Raw genomic sequence first — 14,948 nt, 5'->3', positions numbered from 1 at the left:
GCGGCTACCGGTGCCCCGCTCGCTGCTCGGGCGCATGTTGCTGCTGACCCTGCTGGCGGTGCTGTTCGCCCAGGCGCTGTCGAGCGTGATCTGGGTGTCGCAATTGCGCGCCACGCAACTTGAAGGCCTGGTCACGAGTGCCCGTAGCCTGGCTCACTCGATGACGGCCAGCGTCAGTTATTTCCGCTCGTTGCCGGTGGCGTTTCGACCGCTGGTGCTCGATCAATTGCGCAGCATGGGCGGCACCCGGTTTGTGGTGACGCTCAACGACAAACCCTTAGGGATGGAAGTGCTGCCGATCACCCCGCGCAAAGAAGCGGTGCTCAAGGCGGTGGACGAAGTGCTGCGTCAGTCGCTGGGCCAGGACACCGACATCTCGGTGACCTTCGTCAGCCCCGAAGACCTGCGGATTTTCAACGGCGGCTTGAAGCTCGATGAGTTGCCGCGCTCCTGGGCGCATTACGCATTGACCCTGGAACCGGTGAACCCGCCGGTGCTGGTCACACAAATCCAGATGGCGCCGGGCGAATGGCTGTACATCGCCTCCCTGTTGCCCGAGCCCTACACCAGTCTCGAAGAACAGGGCCTGCCGGCGCAGCAGGTCTGGTTCATCGTGCTCACCAGCGGTTTCCTGCTGCTGTTCATCGGCCTGCTGGTGCACTGGCAGAGCCGACCGCTCAAGCGATTGGCGCGGGCAGCTCGGGACATGTCTCTGGGTGCCGAAGTCGAACCGGTGGCCGAGGGTGGCGGCAGTGAAGTGGTGGAAGTGGGCCGCGCCTTCAATGCGATGCGTGAGCGTATCAGCCGTTACCTGACCGAACGCAGCCAATTGTTCAGCGCGATTTCCCATGACTTGCGCACGCCGATCACCCGGCTGCGATTGCGGGTTGAACTGCTTGAAGACGAAAAGCTGCAAGCCAAGTTCGGTCGTGATCTGGATGAGCTGGAGCTGCTGGTCAAAGGCGCGTTGCAATGCGTGAAAGACACCGACATCCACGAAAACATCGAGCCGGTGGACCTCAATCATGTGCTCGACTGTCTGGTGGAACCCTATCTGGCGCCTAACGGCAATGGCCGCGTGACCCAGCACGGTCGGGCGCTGGCGCCGTATCCCGGCAAGCCATTGGCGCTCAAGCGCTGCATTGGCAACCTGATCGACAACGCTTTGAAATATGGGCAGAACGCGCATCTGCACATCGATGACGATGAGAGTGCGTTCGTCCTGCATGTCGACGATGAAGGGCCGGGCGTACCGGAGCAACGGCTGGAACAGGTGTTCGAGCCGCACTTCCGCTTGGCCGGGCAGCAACAGGGTTATGGTCTGGGGCTGGGGATCGCGCGCAACATTGCCCACAGCCATGGCGGTGAAGTCAGCCTGCAAAACCTGCGTGAAGGCGGGTTGCGGGTGACGTTGCAGTTGCCACGTAGTGTTGATTAGCGGCACCGCGTTATCGTTCATCGCGAGCCTGCTCGCGATGGCGTCAGAAGACCCAGCACATCTTCCAGGGTGAATGTCACAACTCGGTGACATAACTCGCCCCCTTCGTTACCTGCCTGCCACCGCTCGTTGTTTAGACTGCCCCCAGTCATAACAACAAAAAAGGTACTCCCATGGACACCTTCCAACCGGCCTTCAGCAGTTGGCTGAACGCGCCTGCCCATCAGCATTGGCTCGCCACCGAAGGCCTGCGCCTGTTGGCGTTTGCCAAGGCTTCAAAGCTTGCCGAAGGCTTCGGTAACCTCGATGAAAAGGGGCGCCTGCCGGCCAATGCTCAAGCCGAAACCATGAACACCGCGCGCATGACCCACAGCTTCGCCATGGCGCACATCCAGGGCCTGCCGGGTTTTGCCGAGCTGGTGGATCACGGCATCAAAGCCCTCAGCGGGCCGCTGCGTGATGCCGAACACGGCGGCTGGTTCGCCACACCCGAACACCGCGACGGCAATACAGGCAAAGCCGCTTACCTGCATGCCTTCGTGGCATTGGCCGCGAGTTCTGCGGTGGTCGCTCAGCGCCCCGGTGCACAAGCCTTGCTCGACGATGCGATCCACATCATCGACACGCATTTCTGGAGTGAGGAGGAGGGCGCCATGCGCGAATCCTTCAACCGCGACTTCAGTTGCGAAGAAGCCTATCGCGGTGCCAACAGCAACATGCACGCCACCGAAGCCTTTCTCGCCCTGGCCGATGTCACCGAGGACAACCGCTGGTTGATTCGCGCCCAACGCATCGTCGAGCGCGTCATTCACGATCACGCCGCAGCCAACGATTACCTGGTGGTCGAGCATTTCGACCGCGACTGGCAGCCGCTGCGTGACTACAACCACGACAACCCGGCTGACGGTTTCCGCCCTTACGGCACCACGCCGGGCCATGGTTTCGAATGGGCGCGCCTATTGCTTCACCTTGAAGCGGCGCGGGTGCAGGCCGGGATACTCACGCCGGGCTGGCTCGTCACCGATGCGCAAAAACTCTTCGACCACAATTGCCGTCACGGCTGGGGCGTCGACGGTGCGCCGGGCATTGTCTACACCCTCGACTGGGACAATCGCGCAGTGGTTCGCCATCGCTTGCACTGGACCCACGCCGAAGCCAGTGCCGCCGCCAGTGCGCTGCTTAAACGCACCGGTGATGAGCAATACGAGCGCTGGTACCGACTGTTCTGGGAATTCTGTGACAGTCATTTCATTGACCGTTGCGATGGCAGCTGGCATCACGAACTCGATCCGCTGAACCGTCCGAGCGCCGATATCTGGGCCGGCAAACCCGACCTGTATCACGCCTGGCAAGCCGTTTTGATCCCGCGCCTGCCGCTGGCGCCGAGCATGGCCACTGCGCTGGCGCAATTGTCCCGGAGCGTTGCTGTGTAACCAGCTATGTAACCATATGGTGACATTCGCGCGTCCCTTCGTTACCTGCGAAGGGGCATCCCCTGTTTAGAATCCTATGCAGCGCAAGCACCAGACTTGCATGCATAACAACAAGAAAGGTACTACTAGATGAATGCGATTTCTCGCCTCGCTACTGTCATTTCTCTCGCTTCGTTGCTTCCCGTTGCTGCATTCCCTGTCAGTGCCCTTGCCGCCGATGCCAAAGGTTCGGTGGAAGTCGTTCACTGGTGGACGTCTGGTGGTGAAAAAGCGGCCGTCGATGTGCTCAAGGCCCAAGTCGAAAAAGACGGCTTCACCTGGAAAGACGGCGCAGTCGCCGGCGGTGGCGGTTCCACGGCCATGACCGTACTCAAAAGCCGCGCCGTGGCCGGTAACCCGCCGGGCGTTGCCCAGATCAAAGGTCCGGACATCCAGGAATGGGGCAGCACCGGCCTGCTCAGCACCGACACCCTCAAAGAGGTTTCCAAGTCCGAAGGCTGGGATAACCTGCTGATCAAGAAAGTCTCCGACACCGTGAAATACGAAGGCGACTACGTCGCCGTGCCGGTGAACATCCACCGCGTCAACTGGCTGTGGATCAACCCGGAAGTCTTCAAGAAAGCCGGGATCGAAAAAGCGCCGACCACCCTCGAAGAATTCTATGCCGCTGGCGACAAGCTCAAAGCCGCCGGCTTCATCGCGCTCGCCCACGGTGGCCAGCCTTGGCAGGACAGCACCGTGTTTGAAGACGTGGTGCTCTCGGTCATGGGCGCAGACGGTTACAAGAAAGCCCTGGTCGACCTGGACCAAAAAACCCTTTCCGGGCCGGAGATGGCCAAGGCCTTCACCGAGCTGAAAAAAATCACCGGCTACATGGACCCGAACCGCGCTGGTCGTGACTGGAACATCGCTGCGGCCGACGTCATCAACGGCAAGGCCGGCATGCAGATGATGGGCGACTGGGCCAAGAGCGAATGGACCGCCGCGAAGAAAGTCGCAGGCAAGGACTACCAGTGCGTGCCGTTCCCGGGCACTGAAAAAGCCTTCACCTACAACATCGACTCGATGGCTGTGTTCAAGCTCAAAGCCGATCGCAAAGGTGACATCGCCGCCCAGCAAGACCTGGCCAAGGTCGCTCTGGGCAAAGACTTCCAGAAAATCTTCAGTATCAACAAAGGCTCGATCCCGGTGCGTACCGACATGCTTAACGACATGAGCGCGCTGGGCTTCGATTCTTGCGCTCAAGCGTCTGCCAAGGATTTCCTGGCTGACGAGAAGACGGGCGGCCTGCAACCGAGCATGGCGCACAACATGGCCACTTCCCTGGCCGTTCAGGGCGCGATCTTCGATGTGGTCACCAACTTCATGAACGACAAGAACGCTGATCCGGCCAAGGCCAGCGCGCAACTGGCGTCGGCCGTCAAAGCTGCCCAGTAATCCCTGACGCCGCGTGACCCCTGTGGGAAAGGGCTTATGTGGGAGTCGGGCTTGCCCGCGATGCAGGCGACTCGGTTTAACTTCAAACCGAGTTGATGCCATCGCAGGCAAGCCAGCTCCCACAGAAACCCGCTCCCACAAGGGATCGCCGTGCCGATTCCATTTCTCTTCACCTGGATTATCCCGATGAGCTCTGTGGCGGTTTTCAGCAAAGCCTCACCGTTCGACGCATTGCAGCGCTGGCTTCCCAAGCTGGTTTTGGCGCCTAGCATGCTGATCGTCCTGGTTGGTTTTTACGGTTACATCATCTGGACATTTGTTCTGTCCTTCACCAATTCCAGCTTCATGCCGAGCTACAAGTGGGTCGGCCTGCAGCAATACATTCGCCTGATGGACAACGATCGTTGGTGGGTCGCGAGCAAGAACCTCGCGGTGTTCGGCGGCATGTTCATCGGCATCAGCCTGGTGCTGGGCGTGTTCCTCGCCGTGCTGCTGGATCAGCGCATTCGCAAGGAAGGCTTCATCCGCACCGTTTACCTGTACCCGATGGCGCTCTCGATGATCGTGACCGGTACCGCATGGAAATGGCTGCTCAACCCAGGCCTGGGTCTGGACAAAATGCTGCGTGACTGGGGCTGGGAAGGCTTCCGTCTCGACTGGCTGGTGGATCAGGATCGCGTGGTGTATTGCCTGGTGATCGCCGCCGTGTGGCAAGCCTCCGGGTTTGTGATGGCGATGTTCTTGGCCGGCCTGCGTGGCGTCGATCAATCGATCATCCGCGCGGCGCAAGTCGACGGTGCGAGCCTGCCGACCATCTACTTGAAGATCGTATTGCCGAGCCTGCGCCCGGTGTTCTTCAGCGCTTTCATGATCCTGGCGCACATCGCTATCAAGAGCTTCGACCTGGTGGCGGCGATGACCGCGGGTGGCCCGGGCTACTCGTCTGACCTGCCGGCGATGTTCATGTACTCCTTCACTTTCAGCCGTGGCCAGATGGGCATTGGTTCGGCGAGCGCCATGATGATGCTCGGCGCGATCCTGGCGATTCTGGTGCCGTACCTGTACTCCGAATTGCGAGGCAAACGCCATGAGTAATCAACTTGGCAAACCGGCGATCAGCTTCAGTCGCATCGCGATCTATGCAACCTTGTTGCTGGCTGCGGCGATCTATCTGGTCCCGCTGGTGGTGATGCTGCTGACCAGTTTCAAATCCCCGGAAGACATCCGCACCGGCAACCTGTTGAGCTTGCCGCAAGTGATTGATGGCATCGGCTGGATAAAGGCCTGGGACAGTGTCGGCAGCTACTTCTGGAACTCGGTGAAAATCACCGTGCCGGCAGTACTGATCTCTACTTTCATCGGTGCCATGAACGGCTACGTGCTGTCGATGTGGCGCTTCCGTGGTTCGCAACTGTTCTTCGGCCTGTTGTTGTTCGGCTGCTTCCTGCCGTTCCAGACCGTGCTGCTGCCAGCCTCGTTCACCCTCGGCAAGATCGGCCTGGCCAACACCACCACCGGCCTGGTGCTGGTGCACGTGGTTTACGGTCTGGCGTTCACCACGCTGTTCTTCCGCAACTACTACGTGAGCATTCCGGATGCGCTGGTCAAGGCGGCGCGACTGGATGGCGCGGGCTTCTTCACGATTTTCTGGAAGATCCTGCTGCCGATGTCGATCCCGATCGTGATGGTCTGCCTGATCTGGCAGTTCACGCAAATCTGGAATGACTTCCTGTTCGGCGTGGTCTTCGCCAGTGGCGATGCCCAGCCGATTACCGTGGCCCTGAACAATCTGGTCAACACCAGCACCGGGGCCAAGGAATACAACGTTGATATGGCCGCCGCGATGATCGCCGGGCTGCCGACACTGCTGGTCTACATATTCGCTGGCAAGTATTTCCTGCGTGGGCTGACGTCCGGCGCGGTCAAGGGGTAGAACATGGCAACTCTCGAATTACGCAACGTTAACAAAACCTACGGCGCCGGTTTGCCGGACACCCTGAAAAACATCGAGCTGAAGATCAATGACGGTGAGTTCCTGATCCTGGTTGGTCCATCGGGCTGTGGTAAATCCACCTTGATGAACTGCATTGCGGGTCTGGAAAACATCAGCGGCGGGGCGATCCTGGTGGACGACGCCGACATCAGCGGCATGAGCCCGAAAGATCGCGACATCGCCATGGTGTTCCAGTCTTACGCGCTGTACCCGACCATGAGCGTGCGCGACAACATCGCGTTCGGCCTGAAGATTCGCAAAATGCCCACCGCCGAAATCGACGAAGAAGTCGCTCGCGTGGCCAAGCTGCTGCAAATCGAACATCTGCTCAGCCGCAAACCAGGCCAGCTCTCCGGTGGTCAGCAACAGCGCGTGGCCATGGGCCGGGCGCTGGCGCGGCGGCCGAAGATTTACCTGTTCGATGAGCCGCTGTCCAACCTCGACGCCAAGCTGCGGGTCGAGATGCGCACCGAAATGAAACTGATGCACCAGCGCCTGAAAACCACCACGGTCTACGTGACTCACGACCAGATCGAAGCCATGACTCTGGGCGACAAAGTGGCGGTGATGAAGGACGGGATCATTCAGCAGTTCGGCACGCCGAAAGACATCTACAACAATCCGGCCAACCTGTTCGTGGCGAGCTTCATCGGTTCGCCGCCGATGAACTTCATCCCTCTGCGTTTGCAACGCAAGGAAGGTCGGTTGGTAGCGCTGCTCGACAGTTGTCAGGCGCGTTGCGAGTTGCCGCTGGGCATGCAAGACGCCGGGCTTGAAGACCGCGAAGTGATCCTCGGCATGCGCCCGGAACAGATCGTTCTGGCGGGCAGCGAGCCGAATGGTTTGCCGACCATTCGTGCCGAAGTGCAGGTCACCGAACCGACCGGTCCCGACACCCTGGTGTTCGTCAATCTCAACGACACCAAAGTCTGCTGCCGCCTGGCACCGGACGTCGCGCCGGCCGTGGGCGAGACCCTGACCCTGCAATTCGATCCATCGAAAGTGCTGTTGTTCGATGCCAAGACCGGTGAGCGCCTGGGGGTGGCCGGCCTGCCAAAAACCGAAGCTCACAGCGCCAACGTAGCCCAATTTAAAGGTAGATAAAGATCAAAAATGTGGGGGCGAGCTTGTGGCGAGGGGGCAGCCCCCTCGCCACAAGCTCGCCCCCACAGGGGGATCCGTGGCGCCCGGACTGTCGTGCGTTGCACTTGATGTAAACCGCGTTAGATAAAAACAGTTAATAACAATAAAGACGAGGATGTAGGGATGAAGAAGAACAACAACGCTCAGCTTATCTGCCAATTGTCAGCTCTTGCGGTGATGACTATGGCCGGTAGCGTACACGCGGCTGACGCGTTCAGTGCTGACTCGCAGTGGATGACCGGGGATTGGGGCGGCGAGCGGACCAGGCTGATCGAACAAGGTATCGACATCAAGGCCGACTACGTCGGTGAAGTGGGCGCCAACCTGCATGGCGGTTACAACGACGACAAGACGGCGCGTTACGCCGACCAGTTTGGCTTGGGCGTGGCGCTGGACCTGGAAAAGCTGTGGGGCTGGGATAACACCCAGGCGAAGATCCAGCTCACCAACCGTAACGGTGAGAACATCTCCAATGACCGTGTCGGCGACCCGCGTGCCGGCACCTTGAGTTCCTCCCAGGAAGTCTACGGTCGTGGCCACATGGTCCGTTTGACCCAGTTGTGGATCAAGCACCAGTTCCTCGACGGTAAGCTGGACGTCAAGGCCGGTTACTTCGGCGAAGGCGAAGACTTCAACACCTTCCCTTGCGAGTTCCAGAACCTGGCATTCTGCGGTTCCCAAGCGGGTAACTGGGCGACCAACATCTGGTACAACTGGCCGGTCATGCAGGCGGCGATTCGCGTGAAGTACAACATCACGCCTGAGTTCTATGCGCAGATTGGCGCGTACAACCAGAACCCGTCGCAACTGGAACACGGTAACGGCTTCAAGCTCAGCGGCAGTGGTACCGAAGGCACCGTCTTGCCAGTTGAATTGGTCTGGTCGCCGAAGGTCAACAACCTGCCGGGCGAATACCGTGTCGGTTACTACAAGAGCACTGCCAACGCCGATGACGTTCGTGAAGACGCCAACGGCAATGATGCAGCGACCAGCGGCAACGCTTATCGCAGCCACGATAGCAAGCACGGCTACTGGTTCGTGGCGCAGCAACAACTGACCACTCACAACGGTGATGCTTCACGCGGTCTGAACATCGCGGCTAACGCCACCTTCCACGACAAGGACACCAACTTCGTCGACAACTACCAGTCGCTGATGTTTGTGTACAAGGGCCCGTTTGATGCGCGTCCTAAAGATGACGTCGGGATCGGTTTCTCCCGTATCCATGTCAACGACGATGTGAAGAAAAACGCCGAGTTGGTCAACGCCGCCAATGGTGTCACTGACTACAACGATCCGCTGTTCTCGCCGTTGCGTTCCACCGAGTACAACTACGAGATCAACTACGGCTTCCACGTTACCAACTGGCTGACCGTGCGTCCTAACCTGCAATACATCACTCACCCGGGTGGTGTGGATGAAGTCGACAACGCTCTGGTGGCTGGTCTGAAAATTCAGTCGGTGTTCTAACGCTGTTGCGATAAGCTCCTCTCTATGTGCGCATATTTGCGGACGGCCATGGCTGTCCGCTTTTTTTTGGGGGCAGCACATCCCTTGGAGCAGATCGTTCCCACGCTCTGCGTGGTAACCGCCGCTCTGCGTCCATCGTATGTGACGCAGAGCGTCACGGGATGCATTCCCACGCAGAGCGTGGGAATGATCAGGTAAAAAAATGATTTTCAGGACCGTGGCACATGCTTGAGCATCCGCTACAACGCTTTTTCAAATCCTTGCGCGAACGGCCGGTGTTTGCGTGGGAGCGCTATCAGATGCGCGATGTGCTGGTGATCGACCATCCGCTGTGTCAGGCGGTGTTCAGTCGACAGGGCGCGCAGTTGCTGCACTTCCAGCCAAAGGGTCAGAAACCCTGGTTGTGGTGCGCGGCGAAGTGGCCGCATGTCGGTGCGATTCGCGGCGGTGTGCCGGTGTGTTGGCCGTGGTACGGCCGTCATCCGAGCGAAAACGCCTGGCCGTCCCATGGCTGGGCGCGTTTGCTCGACTGGAAACTGCTCGACAGCAGCAGTGATGACGATGGCGTGCACCTGCACTGGCAGTTACAGCTGTGCGACTGGCAAGTGGACTTGCACGCGCACCTGGGCGAACGCATGGATTTGCACCTGAGCACCGAGCATCAGGACGACATGCCGTGTCAGTTGAGCCAGGCGTTGCACGCCTACTGGCGTATTGGTGACGTGGGCGAGGTAGCGCTGTCTGGGCTCGACGGCGCGCAAGGTTACGACCAGTTGAGCCGCCAGGTTTGCCAGCAGGAAGGCGAGTTGCGGGTCGACGGCGGTTGTCAGAGAGTGTTCCAGCATGACGGCGAATTGCAGCTCAAGGACCACGCCTGGCAGCGGCAGTTGTGCATCGACACCGGTGACCATGCAGACACGGTGGTCTGGCATCCCGGCTCGCGGCCGTTGCTGGGCGTAAGCTGGAACGAGGTTTTAGAGTTCGTCTGTGTGGAAGCGGCCAGTGGCGGGACCGACAGCCTATGCCTGGCACCGGGAGAGCGGGCGCATTTGAGTTTGCAGGCGCGGGTGATCGTTCCCACGCTCTGCGTGGGAATGCCTCAAGGGACGCTCCGCGTCCAGTGACACGGAGCGTCACGGGCTGCGTTCCCACGCGGGAGCGTGGGAACGATCATGGTGGACTAATTAAACTCATCCCCAATCGGATACCGACTGGCATTCAGGCTTTCCTTGATCTTGCGCAAATGCGGCTGGAAATCCACGCCCCGGCGCAGGGTCATGCCGGTGGCGAGCACATCGAGCACGGTCAACTGAATGATCCGCGACGTCATCGGCATATAGATGTCGGTGTCTTCCGGTAACGGGATGTTCAGGCTCAAGGTGCTCGCCTTGGCCAGTGGCGAACCCTCGGCCGTCAAACCCAGCACTGAAGCGCCGTTTTCCCGGGCAATGCGCGCCACTTCCACCAGTTCGCGAGTGCGACCGGTGTAGGAAATGATCACGAACAACTCACCGGTATGGGCCACCGAAGCAATCATGCGTTGCATCAGCACGTCGGCATGGGCGGTCACCGCCAGGTTGAAGCGGAAGAACTTGTGCTGCGCATCCAGCGCCACCGGGGCCGAGGCGCCGAGGCCGAAGAAGTGGATCTGCCGGGCCTGGATCAACAGGTCGACAGCGCGGCTGATCAGGTTCGGGTCAAGCGCCTGTAATGCACTGTCCAAAGAAGCGATGGCGCTGCCGAAAATCTTTTTGGTATAGGCCTCTGGATTATCGTCGGCCTCGACCGCACGGCTGACATATGCCGCGCCACTGGCCAGGCTTTGGGCCAATTGAAGCTTGAGTTCCGGGTAGCCGCTGACGCCAAACGAACGGCAGAAACGGTTGACCGTCGGCTCGCTGACTTTAGAGGCCTGGGCGAGGGCGGCGATGCTGAACCGGGTGGCCTGCTCTGGGTTGAGCAGGATCACTTCGGCGACTTTGCGTTCAGCCTTGTTCAGGTCTTCAAGGCGATTCTGGATCTGTTCCAGTAAATTTCGCACGCGGTCCATTTCATGTTCCTTAGGTCAGCAGCGCAAATAAGCGTTCGGCTAATGCAAATTGGGCCTTTGATACGGCCCATAACGGTGGCCTATCCTACTGATGGCTCCGACCGACCACCACTCGGAATCTGTATTTTGCGAAAATGTTATGGTTATTACTACATTTTCTCTTGAGTGATGCCTTGAAAAAAGGTATTTGTAGCTTAACTTGATAAAAGAACAAACATCATGCCTTCGATTACGGTTGAACCGTGCACCTTTGCCTTGTTCGGCGCTCTCGGCGATCTAGCCTTGCGCAAGCTGTTTCCTGCCCTCTATCAACTCGATGGCGCCGGCCTGCTTCATGAGGATACGCGCATTATCGCGCTGGCCCGTGAACCCGGCAGCGAGCAGCAGCATCTGGCGTTCATCGCCACCGAGTTGCGTCGCTACGTCGGAGCCAAAGAACTGGATGAAGCGGTGGTCGAGCGCTTCCTGGCGCGTTTGAGCTACCTGCACGTCGACTTCCTCAAGGCTGACGATTACGTCGCCTTGGCCGAACAGGCTGGCAGCGCCCAGCGGGTGATTGCTTACTTCGCCACCCCGGCAGCGGTTTATGGCGCTATTTGCGAGAACCTGTCGAAGGTCGGCCTGACCGAAAACACCCGCGTGGTGCTGGAAAAACCCATCGGTTCGGACCTGGAATCCTCGCGCAAGGTCAACGACGCCGTGGCGCAGTTCTTCCCGGAGAACCGCACCTACCGCATCGACCACTACCTGGGCAAAGAGACCGTACAAAACCTGATCGCGCTGCGTTTCGCCAACAGCCTGTTCGAAACCCAGTGGAACCAGAATTACATCTCCCACGTGGAAATCACCGTGGCCGAGAAGGTCGGGATCGAAGGCCGTTGGGGCTATTTCGACAAGGCCGGGCAGCTGCGGGACATGATCCAGAATCACCTGCTGCAATTGCTCTGCCTGATCGCCATGGACCCGCCGGCCGACCTGTCCGCCGACAGCATCCGCGATGAGAAAGTCAAAGTCCTCAAGGCGCTGGCACCGATCAGCCCGGAAGGCCTGACCACTCAGGTGGTGCGCGGCCAGTACATCGCTGGTCACAGCGAAGGCAAATCGGTGCCCGGTTATCTGGAGGAGCCTAATTCCAATACCCAGAGCGACACCGAAACCTTCGTCGCCCTGCGTGCCGACATTCGCAACTGGCGCTGGGCCGGCGTGCCGTTCTACCTGCGCACCGGCAAGCGCATGCCGCAAAAGCTGTCGCAGATCGTCATCCACTTCAAGGAACCGTCGCACTACATCTTCGCCCCCGAGCAGCGCTTGCAGATCAGCAACAAGCTGATCATCCGCCTGCAACCGGACGAAGGCATTTCCTTGCGCGTGATGACCAAAGAACAAGGCCTGGACAAAGGCATGCAGCTGCGCAGCGGTCCGTTGCAGCTGAATTTTTCCGATACCTATCGCAGTGCGCGGATTCCCGACGCCTACGAGCGGTTGTTGCTGGAAGTGATGCGCGGCAATCAGAATTTGTTTGTCCGTAAAGATGAAATCGAAGCCGCGTGGAAGTGGTGTGACCAGTTGATCGCCGGGTGGAAAAAATCCGGTGATGCGCCCAAGCCGTACGCGGCCGGGTCCTGGGGGCCGATGAGCTCCATCGCACTGATTACGCGGGACGGGAGGTCGTGGTATGGCGATATCTGAATTGAAACTGCCTCAGGGCGTCAGCGCTCATGAGTTCAAAAGCCCGGTGCTGCTGGCCGAAGGCCTGGCGCTGAATGTGGCCAAGCAACTGAGCGACGCGATCGACGCGCGCGGCACCGCGACCTTGGTGGTTTCCGGTGGCCGCAGCCCGGTGGCGTTTTTCCAGCACCTGGCCAAGCAGACGCTGGACTGGTCCAAGGTTGTCGTCACGCTGGCTGACGAGCGCTGGGTGCCGGTGGAACATGTCGACAGCAATGCCGGTCTGCTCAAGCGTTACCTGTTGCAAGGCCCGGCGGCCAAGGCTCAGTTCCTGAGCCTCTACAGCGCCACCGCCAACCTGGAACAGGCCGCCGAGCAGGCTGATCGCTTGCTCGCGGAATTGCCGCCGATCGACGTTCTGGTGCTGGGCATGGGTGATGACGGTCATACCGCATCGCTGTTCCCCAACAGCCCGAACCTGGCCGACGCCTTGAAAGTCGACGGTCCCCGTCGCTGCTGGCCGATGCTGGCGCCGACCGTGCCTCATCAACGGCTAACCATGAGTCGCGCGTTGCTGGCTTCGGCGAAGCACACCGTTCTATCGATTTCCGGTCAGTCCAAGCTGACCACCCTGAATGCCGCACTGGCCGGTGACGATGTCGCCGCCATGCCGATTCGGGCGTTTCTGCAACCTACGTTAGAGATTTACTGGTGCCCATGAACCAAGGATCAGCCGCTATGACAAACACATCACCGACCGTTTCCATGGCGGACAAAGTTGCCCTGATCGACAGCCTCTGCGCCAAGGCGCGGATCCTGCCGGTGATCACCATCGCTCGTGAACAGGACGTGCTGCCGTTGGCCGACGCCCTGGCGGCCGGTGGCCTGACGGCGCTGGAAGTGACCCTGCGTTCGCAGTTCGGCCTCAAGGCGATCCAGATCCTGCGCGAAAAGCGTCCGGAACTGGTGACCGGTGCCGGCACCGTGCTCGATCGCAGCATGCTGGCCGCTGCCGAAGCGGCCGGTTCGCAATTCATCGTCACGCCGGGCATTACCCGTGATCTGCTTGAAGCCAGTGTCGGTAGCCCGGTCCCGCTGCTGCCGGGCATCAGCAATGCCTCTGGCATCATGGAAGGCTATAGCCTGGGTTATCGCCGCTTCAAGCTGTTCCCGGCGGAAGTCAGCGGCGGCGTCGCGGCCATCAAAGCCTTGGGCGGCCCGTTCGGCGAAGTAAAATTCTGCCCGACCGGCGGCGTCAGCCCGGCCAATATCAAGAGCTACATGGCGTTGAAAAACGTGATGTGCGTGGGCGGCAGCTGGATGCTTGACCCCGAGTGGATCAAGAACGGCGATTGGGCCCGCATCCAGGAGTGCACCGCCGAGGCATTGGCCCTGCTGGACTGATTAACCGGATTTACCAAACACTTCGTTGTGTGTTCTACGGCTTTACGGTGCGCTTGGTCGGTGCACCGTTTTTTTTTGCCTGAAATATAACCCGCTCCCACAGGACATCATGCGATACATAGTTACCGCATCTCGTCGCTCGTTCAGCGTTAACCTGCGTTCATCTTATGGATGAGAGAACGTCATGGACGACAACACTGCAATTACATCCCCACCAACGGTGTGCCAACTGTCACCCGAACAGATCGCCGGTCCGTATTTTCGAAACCCGAAACTGATCAGACGAAACATCAGCGAAGGCATGGATGGCATTCCCCTGGTGCTGCGACTGACGATCGTCGATGCGATGACCGGTCAACCGGTCACCGGGGCGCTGGTCGATATCTGGCATTGCAACGCGCGCGGGGCGTATTCGGGTTGGAGCAAGCTCGACCCGGACAAGGAAGTCGATGTCGATGCCATCGGTTCGATTCCGCGCACCGATGACGATACCTACCTGCGCGGCGGGCAATTCACCGATCAACTGGGCGTGGTGCGATTTACCACTATCTACCCGGGTTTTTATGCCGGCCGCGCCGTGCATATTCATGTCGCGGTACGAATCACGGCCGGCAACAACTACCTGGAAGAGCGGCATGTCGCCTGGGTCGGTCAGCTGTACTTTCCCGAGGCGGCTTCACGGTCGGTACTCAATGCCCGCGAGTACCGTGGGCGTGGCACCTGCGCGCTGAACAACGAGCAGGATGAGTTCTATCAGAGCATGGGGGGTGAAGCCTCGATCTTGAATGTCCATTCCATCGGTCGAGATTCGAATGAGGACGGCTTTTTCGGCCGCATGACCATCGGTGTCGACACGTTTGCGCTGTCATCACAGATCAAACCCCAGGACTTCGACAAGTACACCGTGTGACC

13 protein-coding genes are annotated in these 14,948 nt (G+C 59.5%); 12 read left to right on the top strand and 1 reads right to left on the bottom strand.

Annotation, left to right across the window (positions count from 1 at the left end):
- The first annotated feature begins 10 nt into the window (after positions 1-10).
- From MMG91_RS14545 to MMG91_RS14510, 8 genes are all read left to right on the top strand, one after another.
- Positions 11-1,438, top strand: coding sequence for an ATP-binding protein (locus MMG91_RS14545; RefSeq protein WP_405046541.1), 1,428 nt, complete (start codon positions 11-13; stop codon positions 1,436-1,438).
- A gap of 173 nt (positions 1,439-1,611) precedes the next feature.
- Positions 1,612-2,871: an AGE family epimerase/isomerase gene (locus MMG91_RS14540; RefSeq protein ID WP_310659984.1), complete on the top strand. Its 1,260-nt coding sequence runs from the start codon at positions 1,612-1,614 to the stop codon at positions 2,869-2,871.
- Positions 2,872-3,000: 129 nt separating this feature from the next.
- Positions 3,001-4,308 carry an ABC transporter substrate-binding protein gene (locus MMG91_RS14535; protein ID WP_305446591.1) on the top strand — a complete coding sequence of 436 codons (1,308 nt, stop codon included), beginning with the start codon at positions 3,001-3,003 and terminating at the stop codon, positions 4,306-4,308.
- A 186-nt stretch (positions 4,309-4,494) separates the two neighbouring features.
- Positions 4,495-5,403, top strand: coding sequence for a carbohydrate ABC transporter permease (locus MMG91_RS14530; protein WP_007902369.1), 909 nt, complete (start codon positions 4,495-4,497; stop codon positions 5,401-5,403).
- A complete protein-coding gene (locus MMG91_RS14525; RefSeq protein WP_008009453.1) occupies positions 5,396-6,241 on the top strand; it encodes a carbohydrate ABC transporter permease in 846 nt (281 codons plus the stop codon). Before MMG91_RS14530 ends, MMG91_RS14525 begins: the two co-directional genes overlap by 8 nt.
- 3 nt (positions 6,242-6,244) lie before the next feature.
- Positions 6,245-7,405, top strand: a complete 1,161-nt coding sequence (locus tag MMG91_RS14520) for an ABC transporter ATP-binding protein (protein ID WP_310659983.1) — start codon at positions 6,245-6,247, stop codon at positions 7,403-7,405.
- Positions 7,406-7,567: 162 nt separating this feature from the next.
- Complete coding sequence (locus tag MMG91_RS14515) at positions 7,568-8,914, top strand: carbohydrate porin (RefSeq protein WP_310659982.1); 1,347 nt, start codon at positions 7,568-7,570, stop codon at positions 8,912-8,914.
- Between the two features lie 224 nt (positions 8,915-9,138).
- Positions 9,139-10,038, top strand: a complete 900-nt coding sequence (locus MMG91_RS14510; RefSeq protein ID WP_305446588.1) for a D-hexose-6-phosphate mutarotase — start codon at positions 9,139-9,141, stop codon at positions 10,036-10,038.
- 56 nt (positions 10,039-10,094) lie between these two features.
- Here MMG91_RS14510 and MMG91_RS14505 read toward each other — a convergent pair whose 3' ends face one another.
- Entirely contained in the window at positions 10,095-10,955 is an 861-nt protein-coding gene (locus MMG91_RS14505) for a MurR/RpiR family transcriptional regulator (RefSeq protein ID WP_173667542.1), read from the bottom strand.
- Between the two features lie 228 nt (positions 10,956-11,183).
- On the opposite strand from MMG91_RS14505, the gene zwf reads away from it, so the two are divergent.
- The 4 genes from zwf (at position 11,184) to MMG91_RS14485 (ending at position 14,946) form a co-directional block, all read left to right on the top strand.
- The gene (gene zwf, locus MMG91_RS14500; protein ID WP_008072962.1) at positions 11,184-12,653 is read left to right on the top strand and encodes a glucose-6-phosphate dehydrogenase; all 1,470 of its coding nucleotides are present in this window, start codon (positions 11,184-11,186) and stop codon (positions 12,651-12,653) included.
- On the top strand, positions 12,640-13,353 hold the full coding sequence (pgl, locus tag MMG91_RS14495) for a 6-phosphogluconolactonase (RefSeq protein WP_310659981.1): 714 nt from the start codon (positions 12,640-12,642) through the stop codon (positions 13,351-13,353). Before zwf ends, pgl begins: the two co-directional genes overlap by 14 nt.
- Positions 13,354-13,370: 17 nt before the next feature.
- Positions 13,371-14,036 (top strand): bifunctional 4-hydroxy-2-oxoglutarate aldolase/2-dehydro-3-deoxy-phosphogluconate aldolase, encoded by a 666-nt coding sequence (locus tag MMG91_RS14490; protein WP_305446586.1) that lies wholly within the window; start codon positions 13,371-13,373, stop codon positions 14,034-14,036.
- Between the two features lie 184 nt (positions 14,037-14,220).
- Positions 14,221-14,946: an intradiol ring-cleavage dioxygenase gene (locus MMG91_RS14485; protein ID WP_305446585.1), complete on the top strand. Its 726-nt coding sequence runs from the start codon at positions 14,221-14,223 to the stop codon at positions 14,944-14,946.
- Positions 14,947-14,948: the final 2 nt, after the last annotated feature.

Origin of the sequence: Pseudomonas sp. JL3 (assembly GCF_031570575.1) — a bacterium.
Taxonomy (GTDB): Bacteria; Pseudomonadota; Gammaproteobacteria; order Pseudomonadales; family Pseudomonadaceae; genus Aquipseudomonas; species Aquipseudomonas cucumis.
The sequence above is the reverse complement of the archived record's forward strand: the minus strand, read 5'-3'. Positions and strand labels throughout refer to the sequence as shown.

What these genes read in the sequence shown, in the direction of transcription:
- zwf (WP_008072962.1), top strand. Translation starts at nt 11,184, where the DNA reads ATGCCTTCGATTACGGTTGAACCGTGCACCTTTGCCTTGTTCGGCGCT.
- MMG91_RS14525 (WP_008009453.1), top strand. Translation starts at nt 5,396, where the DNA reads ATGAGTAATCAACTTGGCAAACCGGCGATCAGCTTCAGTCGCATCGCG.
- MMG91_RS14510 (WP_305446588.1), top strand. Translation starts at nt 9,139, where the DNA reads ATGCTTGAGCATCCGCTACAACGCTTTTTCAAATCCTTGCGCGAACGG.
- MMG91_RS14530 (WP_007902369.1), top strand. Translation starts at nt 4,495, where the DNA reads ATGAGCTCTGTGGCGGTTTTCAGCAAAGCCTCACCGTTCGACGCATTG.
- MMG91_RS14485 (WP_305446585.1), top strand. Translation starts at nt 14,221, where the DNA reads ATGGACGACAACACTGCAATTACATCCCCACCAACGGTGTGCCAACTG.
- MMG91_RS14490 (WP_305446586.1), top strand. Translation starts at nt 13,371, where the DNA reads ATGACAAACACATCACCGACCGTTTCCATGGCGGACAAAGTTGCCCTG.
- MMG91_RS14540 (WP_310659984.1), top strand. Translation starts at nt 1,612, where the DNA reads ATGGACACCTTCCAACCGGCCTTCAGCAGTTGGCTGAACGCGCCTGCC.
- MMG91_RS14520 (WP_310659983.1), top strand. Translation starts at nt 6,245, where the DNA reads ATGGCAACTCTCGAATTACGCAACGTTAACAAAACCTACGGCGCCGGT.
- pgl (WP_310659981.1), top strand. Translation starts at nt 12,640, where the DNA reads ATGGCGATATCTGAATTGAAACTGCCTCAGGGCGTCAGCGCTCATGAG.
- MMG91_RS14515 (WP_310659982.1), top strand. Translation starts at nt 7,568, where the DNA reads ATGAAGAAGAACAACAACGCTCAGCTTATCTGCCAATTGTCAGCTCTT.
- MMG91_RS14535 (WP_305446591.1), top strand. Translation starts at nt 3,001, where the DNA reads ATGAATGCGATTTCTCGCCTCGCTACTGTCATTTCTCTCGCTTCGTTG.